The following is a 10,181-nucleotide window of genomic DNA, read 5'->3' as shown; positions in this document are numbered from 1 at the left end:
GTTGAGGGGGTGTGAGCGGCATGGATGCCGCGACCAAGCCCCCATGGATGGGTTCACGGCGTCCCCCACAACCGGACCCGCCCCCCCAACCCTCACGCCCCCACCTTTCGACGTTGACGTTGATTGCAGCGGGTGCAGGGCTGCAAGCCCTGCAAAAAGAAAACCCCACCCTACGCCAGCGTCGGTTGTGAAATCTTCCACCGCGCACTACGATCCTGCGGTTCGCGCGCGCCTGCGCGCGCCCGCATTCCTGCTGAGCGCCCCGTGCGCCGCATCTGCCAACCCGAGGTATCCATGGTCATCAAACCGCGCGTCCGCGGCTTCATCTGCGTCACCACCCACCCGACCGGTTGCGAAGCCGCGGTCAAGCAGCAGATCGACTACATCCGCGCCCGCCCGCCGATCCAGAACGGCCCCAAGCGCGTGCTGGTCATCGGTGCCTCGACCGGCTACGGCCTGGCCGCGCGCATCACTGCCGCCTTCGGCAGCGGCGCCGCGACCCTGGGCATCTTCTTCGAGCGTCCGGGCAGCGAAACCAAGCCGGGCACCGCCGGCTGGTACAACTCCGCCGCGTTCCACAAGTACGCCGACGAAGCCGGCCTGTACGCCAAGAGCATCAACGGCGATGCCTTCTCCGATGAAGTGAAGGCCAGGACCATCGAGATGATCAAGGCCGACCTCGGCCAGGTCGACCAGGTCGTCTACAGCCTGGCCGCCCCGCGCCGCAAGCACCCGAAGACCGGCGAGATCATCAGCTCGACGCTGAAGCCGATCGGCGAGCCGATCGTCCTGCGCGGCCTGGACACCGACAAGGAAGTGCTGACCGAGACCCACCTGCAGCCGGCCACGGCCGAGGAGATCGCCGGCACCGTTGCAGTCATGGGCGGCGAAGACTGGCAGATGTGGATCGACGCGCTGTCCGAGGCCGGCGTGCTGGCCAACGGCTGCACCACCACCGCCTTCACCTACGTGGGCGAAGAGATTACCCAGGCGATCTACTGGAACGGTTCGATCGGCGCGGCCAAGAAGGACCTCGACGACAAGGTGCTGGGCCTGCGCGCATCGCTGGCGAAGATCGGCGGCGACGCCCGCGTGTCGGTGCTGAAGGCGGTGGTCACCCAGGCCAGTTCGGCCATCCCGACCATGCCGCTGTATCTGTCGCTGCTGTTCAAGGTGATGAAGGCGCAGGGCACCCACGAAGGCTGCATCGAGCAGCTCGACGTGCTGTACGACATCCTCTACGGCGGCAAGGCTGATGGCGTGGCCGTCGACCGCCTGCGCCACGACCTGGTCGATGGCCAGGGCCGTACCGTCGGCCTGGTGGACGAGGAAGGCCGCCTGCGCGCCGACTACAAGGAAATGGCCCCGGAAGTGCAGGGCAAGGTGCTGGAGCTGTGGCCGCAGGTGACCAACGAGAACCTGTACGAGATCAGCGACCTGGCCGGCTACAAGGCCGATTTCCTGCGCCTGTTCGGGTTCGGCGTGGAAGGCGTCGATTACGAAGCCGACGTCAACCCGGACGTGAAGATTGCCAACCTGGTCGATCTGACCTGACGCGATAAACGGTAGCGCCGGGCCATGCCCGGCGGATGCCATGAATGCCGCTACGCTCGCCGGGCACGGCCCGGCGCTACCATTCAGCCGAAATCGAAGTTCATCGACGGCAGTGCCGGGCCGACGAAATCGCCCTGCACGTAGTCGACGCCCGCGCTGAACAGCAGGGTCATCGAGTTGGCGTCGCTGACGAACTCGGCCATGGTGCGGATGCCGGCTTCCTGCGCACGCGCGGTGATCTGGCTGATGCGGTCGATGTTCTCGCGGGTCGCCGCCAGGTCACTGGTGAAGCCGCGATCCAGCTTGAGGAACTGCGGCTCGAAGTGGGCCAGCAGCTGGAACGAATCCAGCCCCGAACCAAACTGCTCCAGGCCGATCCGGCAGCCCAGCGGGGCGACGTCGGCGAGGAACTGCTGGGCGGCACGCAGGTGGGTGAACACCTTCGCCTCCGGCGCGTGCAGCCAGAGGCGCTCGCCCGGCACGCCCTGTGCCTGCAACTGCTGGCGCAGCGTGGCGATCATCTTCGGGTCGTCAAACGACTCAGGGGTGACCTTGACCAGGATCTGGGTGTCATGGCCAGCGCGCGCACGCGCGCCCAACACGCTGATCGCCTGCGAGACGACCCAGCGGTTGATGTCACCCAGCAGGCCGTGCTCCTCGGCGATGCCGAGGAAGGCGGTCGGGCTGAGCAGCTCGCCGCTGTGCTCCAGCCGCAGGTAGGCCTCGTACAGCTCCACTGGCTCGCCCTGCAGGTTCAGCACCGGCTGGTAATGCAGCTGGAAGCCGTCGCCGGCCAGCGCCTCGCGGATACGCGCGACCCAGCGCTGCACGCGCTCTTCCTCGATGCGGTCGACCGCGGCCGGGTCGAAGATACGCGTGGTATTGCCAAGTGCGGCAGCGGCCTGCGCACATTCGCTGGCACGCGCCAGCACCTGGCCGATGCTGGCGATCTTTTCGCCCACCTGCACGCCGCCGAGGCTGACGGTGACCGTGGCAGAGCGCGCGCCGATGGTGAAGACGTGCGCGGCAAAGGCTTCGCGGATGCGCTCGGCCATGGTCAGCGTCTGTGCGTAGGCGCCGGACTGCAGCACCGCGAAGCTGTGTTCGCCGAAGCGTGCCATCTGCGCGCCATCGCCCACCACTTCAGCCAGCAGCGCAGCCATCGCGCCGATCAGGGTGTCGGCCGAGTCCAGACCGATATCGGGAATGAGGCGCGCGTAATGGTCCGGTTCGACCAGCAGCAGGCCGAACTGGCCCTCGCTGCGGCCGGCCTGGGCTACCGCATCTTCCACCTGCAGCATGAAGGTGGGGCGGTTGAGCAGGCCGGTGACCTGGTCGCGCTGGCGCAGGTCCTCGACCTCGCGGGCCAGTTCGGTGTCCAGCTCCAGGCGGCGGCGGAACACCACCTGCAGGCAGGATTCGCCTTCGTAGGTGGCGGCGGTGAATTCCATGGTGGCCGGGAAGGCGCTGCCATCCTGGTGGCGCGCGTCCAGCTGGTACTGCGGCGGCGGCGCCTCGCCACGGCTGAGCGACTTCAGCAGCTGCTTGAAGCTGTCCACGTGCTGGGCGGCGACCATGTCCAGCAGCGAGATGCCTTCGATATCGTCGAAGTCCCCATAGCCGAACATGTCCAGATAGGCATCGTTGGCACGGATGTGCATGCCTTCGTGGACATAGGCGATGGGGTCGCGCGAAGAGGCGATCAGGGCATCGCAGCGGCGCTCGGTCTCGCGCATCTGCGCCTCGATGCGGCGCAGGCCACGGCGCGCCTGCAGGTCGACCCACTGGTCGCGCACCACTGCCAGCAGGTGGTCGTTGCGCTGGCGCAGGGCGAGGGCACGGACACCGTTGCTGCTGGCCTGGACCAGTTCGTCCTCGTCGATGCGATCGGCCAGCAGGACCAGCGGGATGTCCTTGCCGCTGGCGGCGATGTGCTGGGCCACCAGCGGCAGTGGGATGCCCTGCGACGGCGAGGCCAGCACCAGGTCGATGGCCTGGCTGGCCAGCACCTGCGACAGCTCGGCCGCATCCTGCGGCCGCCACGGGCGCACGGCGATGCCGCTGTTGCGCAGGGTGCTGACGATGGCTTCGGCGTTCTCGCCGCTGTCATCGACGATCAGCAGCCGGATGGTGATGTCGTTCGCGTTCTGCATGCACTGCTCCCCAATCTGCAAATCTAGATACACGATGCGCGCCAGTCCGTCCATGCGCGCGCCCCTTGCAGCGCTGGAACGGCGATGCGGTTCACACCACGCTGCCCGCGGCATGGCCGCTGGCCCAGGCCCACTGGAAGTTGTAGCCGCCCAGCCAACCGGTCACGTCCAGCACTTCGCCGACGAAATGCAGGCCGGGCACGCGCTTGGATTCCATCGTGGCCGACGACACTTCGGCGGTGTCCACGCCACCCAGGGTGACCTCGGCGGTGCGGTACCCCTCGGTGCCGCTGGCCACCAGCGGGAAGGCGCCCAGCAGCTGCCCGGCCTTGCGCAGCACCGGTTCGTCCAGCTGCCGCACCGGGCGGTCCGGCAGCCAGTGTTCGCACAGGCGCTGGGCCAGGCGCTTGGGCAGCACCTCGGCCAGCACCGTGCGCAGTTCGGCTGCCGGGCGGTCACGCTTCATCTGCCGCAGCCACTCGGTCGCATCCTGGCCCGGCAGCAGGTCCAGCTCCAGTGCATCGCCGGGTTGCCAGAACGAGGAGATCTGCAGGATGGCTGGCCCGCTGACGCCGCGATGGGTCAGCAGCATGAAGTTCTGGAAGCGCTTGCCGTTGCAGCGCGCCTCGACCGGCAGGGCGACGCCGCTGAGATCGGCCAGCCGCTCCTGGTGGGTGCCGCTGAGGGTCAGCGGCACCAGGCCGGCGCGGGTGGGCAGCACCTGGTGGCCGAACTGGCGGGCCAGCTCATAACCGAAGCCGGTGGCGCCCATGCTCGGGATGGACAGGCCGCCGGTGGCCACCACCAGCGAGGCGCAGTGGAACAGGCCCTGGCTGGTATGCACGCGGAAGCCATCGCTGCCGTGCTCGATGCGCTGCACGCTGCAGTCGGTACGGATCTGCACGCCCGCCGCCTGGCACTCGTCCACCAGCATCTTCACGATCTGCTTGGACGAGGTATCGCAGAACAACTGCCCCAGCTCCTTCTCGTGATGGGCAATGCCGTGCTTGTCCACCATCTCGATAAAGTGCCACGGTGTGTAGCGCGCCAACGCCGACTTGCAGAAATGCGGGTTGGCGGAGACGAAGTTGGCCGGGGTGGTGCCGGTGTTGGTGAAGTTGCAGCGGCCACCACCGGACATCAGGATCTTCTTGCCGACCTTGTTGGCATGGTCGACCACCTGCACGTGGCGGCCGCGCTGGCCGGCGGTGATCGCGGTCATCAGCCCAGCCGCGCCGGCGCCGATGACCAGCACGTCGCAGCGGATCGTGCTCATGCCTTGGCGCGCTTGCGCCAGTTGGGGATGATGTCGAGCTGCATCTGGTCGTTGAGGATCTGCACTTCGCCATCCTGGATCAGCACGCTGAACCGCATGGCGCGCTGGATCTGCTGGCCCCACTGTTCTACGAAAGCACCGTCGAGGTCGACCACCGACAGGTTGTCGAAGCGGGCCAGGGCCTTGCCCTGCTTGTTCCACCAGATCTCGGAGGCATTGCCGCCGTAGTTCACCACCTGCACCTGCCGGCTGCGGTTGCAGGCCTTGCGGATGCGTGATTCATCGGGGTGGCCGAGGTCGATCCACTGCAGGATGTCGCCGGTGTAATCGTGGTTCCACAGGTCCGGCTCGTCGTCGGTGCTCAGGCCGCGGCCGAACTCCAGGCGATCATCGGCGTTGAGGGCGAAGGCGAGCAGGCGCACCATCAGGCGCTCGTCGGTTTCCGACGGGTGCTGGGCCAGGGTCAGGTTGTGGGTCGCGTAGTAGCCGCGATCCATGTCGCTGATCTGCAGCTCGGCCTTGCGGATGGTGGCGGTGAGGGCCATGGGGAATCCGTGCACTAAAGACGACCATGATAGAGGTTTGCCGGGAGGGTGTCCGTGGTCGGGGTGTCTGCCGGGCGTCAACGGTGGCACCCTTGCTGTCTTCCCGCTGATGGATGGCCCGCTGATGGATCGCTCGCTGATGGGACGGAGATGACGACGTTGCCCAGCCGCCTGCAGCTGCCGCCGGGGGACTGGCCGAACCTGCTCGACGGGCTGTGCGCGCGTTTCCCGCGCATCGACCGCCCACAGTGGCAGGACCGTTTCGCCCGCGGCCGCGTGCAGGACGCGCAGGGCAGGGCGCTGGCGGCGGACCAGCCCTGGCAGGTCGGGCTGGAGATCCTCTATTTCCGTGAGGTCAGCGACGAGCCGTCCATTCCGTTCAGCGAGCGCATCCTCTACGAGGATGAGCACCTGTTGGTGGCCGACAAGCCGCATTACCTACCGGTAACCCCCGCGGGCGGCTACGTGCGCGAGACGCTGTTGGCGCGCCTGGTGGCGCAGACCGGCAATGCCGATCTGGTGCCGCTGCACCGGCTGGATCGGCTGACCGCCGGGCTGGTGCTGTTCTCGCAGCGGCCGGATTCGCGTGACGCCTACCAGCGCCTGTTCCGTGAGCAGCGGATCGACAAGACCTATGAAGCGCTGGCGCCGGCGCTGCCGGGCCTGGTGTTTCCGTTGCAGCGGCTGAGCCGGATCGTGGCCGGCGAGCCGTTCTTCCGCATGGCCGAAGTGCCGGGCGAGGCGAACGCGCGCACCCGGGTGGAGGTGATCGCCGCCGACGGAGCGGTCTGGCATTACCGGCTACAGCCGGAAACCGGGCGCAAGCACCAGCTGCGGGTGCACATGGCGGCGCTGGGCGCGCCGATCCTCGGCGATGACCTGTACCCGCAGCTGCAGCCGGCGGCCGATCCGTTGCAGGCGCCGCCGTTGCAGCTGCTGGCGCGGGCGCTGGCGTTCCAGGATCCGCTGAGCGGGAAGCGGCGGGCGTTCAGCAGCGAGCGCGCGTTGCAGCTGCCGGAAAGGCGCTGATCAGCGCGGTTGCAGCCTCACGGCTTCACACGGGCCAGCCAGCGGTCCAGCTCCGCGGCGAACAGCTGGCGGTCGCGCGGGCCCAGCGGCGGCGGGCCGCCGGTCTGGACGCCTGCGCCGCGCAGTTCTTCCATGAAATTTCGCATCGACAGCCGCTCGGCCATGTTGTTGGCGGTGTACAGCTGCCCGCGCGGGTTCAGGGCGACGGCCTTCTTTTCCAGCACCAGGGCGGCCAGCGGGATGTCCTGGGTGACCACCAGGTCGCCGGCGGCCACCCGTTCGACGATGGCGCTGTCGGCCACGTCCAGGCCCTGCGGCACCTGGATGGAGCGCAGCCAGCGCGAGGGTGGGGTGCGGATCCACTGGTTGGCGACCAGGGTCAGCTCCAGGCCGGCCCGCTCGGCGGCGCGGAAAAGGATGTCGCGGATGACGCCGGGGCAGGCGTCTGCATCAACCCAGATCCTCGGTCGGCCCTGTTCAGCTTGGGTTTCAGCTTCAGTCATCTACCCAGTGTAGGGTAGGAAAATCCTGAATGGGGACTCGGGTTTAGCCTCGATCCGGTGCCAAGCCTTGCCACGCCTAGCGAGGCAGGCGATGCAAATGAATGTCAGGGCTATCGCTTTTTCCCCAAAACACGCGTATCGTTCGACCCACTGTGTTTGCTAGGGTCACCGTGAATCGTGGCCTGGTGCAGTTGATCTCACGATCCGCTCATCGATCCGCTTTACCAACGCCTGCAACTCAGTCTCGGCCCCGATTCCCGGTGGCTGCGATTTTTTCAACATGTGTTTCAGGAGTTAGTCAAATGTCTGATCGCCAGACCGGTACCGTCAAGTGGTTCAACGACGCCAAGGGCTTCGGCTTCATCACCCCGGAAAGCGGCCCGGACCTGTTCGTGCACTTCCGTGCCATCCAGGGCACCGGCTTCAAGACCCTGCAGGAAGGCCAGAAGGTTACCTTCATCGCCGTCCAGGGCCAGAAGGGTATGCAGGCTGACCAGGTGCAGGCGGTCTAATCCGTCTGCTGCCGTTTGGTAGCCAGAAACGCCGGAAGCGAAAGCTTCCGGCGTTTTTTTATGCGCGCAACGCACACACCGGCGCGCGGTACGATGCGCGCTCCCCCTAGGAGCCCGCCCATGCGCATCGTCCACCACCTGGAAAATTCCCGCTCGCTGCGCGTGCTGTGGATGTTGGAAGAGCTGGGGCTGGACTACGAGCTGCGCCGCTATCCGCGTGACCCGAAGTCGCTGCTGGCGCCGCCCGCGCTGCGCCAGGTGCATCCGCTGGGCAAGTCGCCGGTGCTGCAGGAGGGCGATTTTGTGCTGGCCGAGTCCGGGGCCATCCTCGACTACCTGGCCGACCGCTACGACACGCAGCGGCAGCTGTCGCCCGCGCCGATGCCGGCCGAGGCTGCCGAGCGCATCGACTACCGCTACTGGCTGCATTACGCCGAAGGCTCGGCGATGCCGCCGTTGCTGCTGACCCTGGTGATCAGCCGCATCCGCAGTGCGCCGATGCCGTTCTTTGCCCGCCCGATCGCCCGAAGCATCGCCGACAAGGCCGAGCGCAGCTTCATCGGCCCGCAGCGGCGCCTGCACCTGGAGTGGATGGAGCGGCGCCTGGCGGAAAGCCCGTGGTTCGCGGGCGACCGTTTCACCGCTGCCGATATCCAGATGAGCTTCCCGATCCAGGCCGCCGCCGCCCGCGGTGGCGGACTGGACGACAAGCCGGCGTTGCGCGGCTTCCTCGCGCGCATCGGTGAGCGCCCGGCCTACCTGCGCGCCGAGGCCAAGGGCGGCGCTTTGCAGGCCCTGCGCGGCGATTGAGGCGCGGCTCCGTCGCCCCCATTCTGTGAGGATGGAAACCAACGCCCCTCGCTTCGACAACCGCCTGCTGACCGCCCTGCCGGGCGACCCCGAGAGCGGCCCGCGCCGCCGCGAAGTGCGCGGCGCTGCGTGGTCATCGGTGATGCCGACGCCGGTCGCCGCGCCGACCCTGCTGGCCTGGTCGCCGGAGGTTGCCGCGCTGCTCGGCTTCGAGGCGGCCGACGTGCAGGACGATGACTTCGCCCAGGTGTTTGGCGGCAACGCGTTGTACGCCGGCATGCAGCCGTGGGCGGCCAACTACGGCGGCCATCAGTTCGGCCACTGGGCGGGGCAGCTGGGCGATGGCCGCGCGATTTCGCTGGGTGAACTGGTGGCGACCGATGGCCGGCACTGGGAGCTGCAGCTCAAGGGCGCCGGGCCGACCCCGTACTCGCGCGGCGCAGATGGTCGCGCCGTGCTGCGCTCGTCCATCCGTGAGTTCCTGTGCAGCGAAGCGATGCATCACCTGGGCGTGCCGACCACGCGCGCCCTGTCACTGGTCGGTACCGGCGAAGATGTGGTGCGCGACATGTTCTACGACGGCCACCCGCGCGCCGAACCCGGTGCCATTGTCTGCCGCGTGGCGCCGTCGTTCATCCGCTTCGGTACGTTCGAACTGCCGGCCTCGCGTGGCGAGACCGCGCTGCTGAAGCAGCTGGCCGATGCCTGCATCGCCCGCGATTTCCCCGGACTGCAGGGCGAGGGCGAGGCGCTGTACGGCGACTGGTTCGCGCAGATCGCTGTGCGCACCGCCGAGCTGATGGCGCACTGGATGCGCGTCGGTTTCGTGCACGGGGTGATGAACACCGACAACCTGTCCGTGCTGGGCCTGACCATCGACTACGGCCCGTATGGCTGGGTGGAGGACTACGACCCGGACTGGACGCCCAACACCACCGATGCCCAGGGCCGCCGCTACCGTTTCGGCACCCAGCCGCAGGTGGCGTACTGGAACCTCAACCGGTTGGCACAGGCGCTGTCGCCGCTGTTCGCGGACGTGGCCCCGCTGCAGGCGGGCTTGGCCGCGTTCCAGGCCACGTTCGTCGCCTGCACGCGCCGCGATGCCGCCGCCAAGCTGGGCCTGGCCGCTGCCGCCGACGAAGACCTGCAGCTCTACCTGCGCTGGCAGCAGCTGCTGCAGGAAGGCGGCATGGACATGACCCTGGCCTGGCGCGCACTGATGCGCGTGGATGCGGCGGCGCCGGACGTCGGGATGCTGGACGCGGTGTACTACGACGACGCGCGCCGGCAGGCGGTGCAGGCGCCGCTGCAGCAGTGGCTGCAGGAGTACGCGTCGCGGTTGCGTGCCGATCCGCTGACGGCGGAGGCACGGCTGGCGAAGATGGCGGCGGCCAATCCGCTGTACGTGCTACGCAATTGGCTGGCGCAGGAAGCGATCGACCGGGCGGAACAGGGCGATCTCGGCGGCGTGCGCGCGCTGCAGGAGGTGCTGCGTGATCCGTACACGGAGCGGCCGGGGCTGGAGCACTATGCCGGCAAGCGGCCGGCGTGGGCGGATCACCGTGCCGGGTGCTCGATGCTTTCCTGCAGTTCGTAGGGGGGTGTTTTGCAGGGCTTGCAGCCCTGCACCCGCCGAAGCGGTAGTGCCGGCCGCTGGCCGGCAACCTCAACGTCAAAAGCCTGAGCGGCATTCCGTGGGTTGGCGGGGTGGGTCCGGTTGAGGGGGACGCCGTGAACCCGTCCATGGGGGCTTGGTCGCGGCATCCATGCCGCTCACACCCCCTCAACCGGACCCACCC

General features: G+C 68.0%; 9 protein-coding genes. 5 read left to right on the top strand and 4 right to left on the bottom strand.

Going from position 1 to position 10,181, the window contains the following annotated elements; all coding sequences use genetic code 11:
• The first annotated feature begins 294 nt into the window (after positions 1-294).
• On the top strand, positions 295-1,554 hold the full coding sequence (fabV, locus tag AC1VXD_RS19125) for an enoyl-ACP reductase FabV (protein ID WP_482993375.1): 1,260 nt from the start codon (positions 295-297) through the stop codon (positions 1,552-1,554).
• Positions 1,555-1,637: 83 nt separating this feature from the next.
• On the opposite strand, the gene AC1VXD_RS19120 is transcribed toward fabV, so the two are convergent.
• From AC1VXD_RS19120 to AC1VXD_RS19110, 3 genes are all read right to left on the bottom strand, one after another.
• A complete protein-coding gene (locus AC1VXD_RS19120; protein ID WP_482993374.1) occupies positions 1,638-3,707 on the bottom strand; it encodes an EAL domain-containing response regulator in 2,070 nt (689 codons plus the stop codon).
• 91 nt (positions 3,708-3,798) lie between these two features.
• Positions 3,799-4,983: a BaiN/RdsA family NAD(P)/FAD-dependent oxidoreductase gene (locus AC1VXD_RS19115; RefSeq protein WP_482993373.1), complete on the bottom strand. Its 1,185-nt coding sequence runs from the start codon at positions 4,981-4,983 to the stop codon at positions 3,799-3,801.
• Positions 4,980-5,528, bottom strand: a complete 549-nt coding sequence (locus AC1VXD_RS19110) for a YaeQ family protein (RefSeq protein WP_482993372.1) — start codon at positions 5,526-5,528, stop codon at positions 4,980-4,982. The genes AC1VXD_RS19115 and AC1VXD_RS19110 overlap by 4 nt, the downstream gene beginning before the upstream one ends.
• Positions 5,529-5,678: 150 nt before the next feature.
• On the opposite strand from AC1VXD_RS19110, the gene AC1VXD_RS19105 reads away from it, so the two are divergent.
• Positions 5,679-6,557: a pseudouridine synthase gene (locus tag AC1VXD_RS19105; RefSeq protein WP_482993371.1), complete on the top strand. Its 879-nt coding sequence runs from the start codon at positions 5,679-5,681 to the stop codon at positions 6,555-6,557.
• Positions 6,558-6,574: 17 nt separating this feature from the next.
• Here the strand turns inward: AC1VXD_RS19105 and AC1VXD_RS19100 are convergent, their stop codons facing one another.
• A complete protein-coding gene (locus AC1VXD_RS19100; RefSeq protein ID WP_482993370.1) occupies positions 6,575-7,060 on the bottom strand; it encodes a YaiI/YqxD family protein in 486 nt (161 codons plus the stop codon).
• Positions 7,061-7,362: 302 nt separating this feature from the next.
• On the opposite strand from AC1VXD_RS19100, the gene AC1VXD_RS19095 reads away from it, so the two are divergent.
• From AC1VXD_RS19095 to AC1VXD_RS19085, 3 genes are all read left to right on the top strand, one after another.
• Positions 7,363-7,572: a cold-shock protein gene (locus tag AC1VXD_RS19095; RefSeq protein WP_004153307.1), complete on the top strand. Its 210-nt coding sequence runs from the start codon at positions 7,363-7,365 to the stop codon at positions 7,570-7,572.
• Between the two features lie 120 nt (positions 7,573-7,692).
• Positions 7,693-8,382 carry a glutathione S-transferase gene (locus AC1VXD_RS19090; RefSeq protein ID WP_482993369.1) on the top strand — a complete coding sequence of 230 codons (690 nt, stop codon included), beginning with the start codon at positions 7,693-7,695 and terminating at the stop codon, positions 8,380-8,382.
• A 31-nt stretch (positions 8,383-8,413) separates the two neighbouring features.
• Positions 8,414-9,979: a protein adenylyltransferase SelO gene (locus AC1VXD_RS19085; RefSeq protein ID WP_482993368.1), complete on the top strand. Its 1,566-nt coding sequence runs from the start codon at positions 8,414-8,416 to the stop codon at positions 9,977-9,979.
• Positions 9,980-10,181: the final 202 nt, after the last annotated feature.

This window comes from Stenotrophomonas sp. STEN054 (assembly GCF_056854535.1).
Note: the sequence above shows the minus strand (reverse complement) of the source record. Positions and strands in the feature narration are given on the sequence as shown.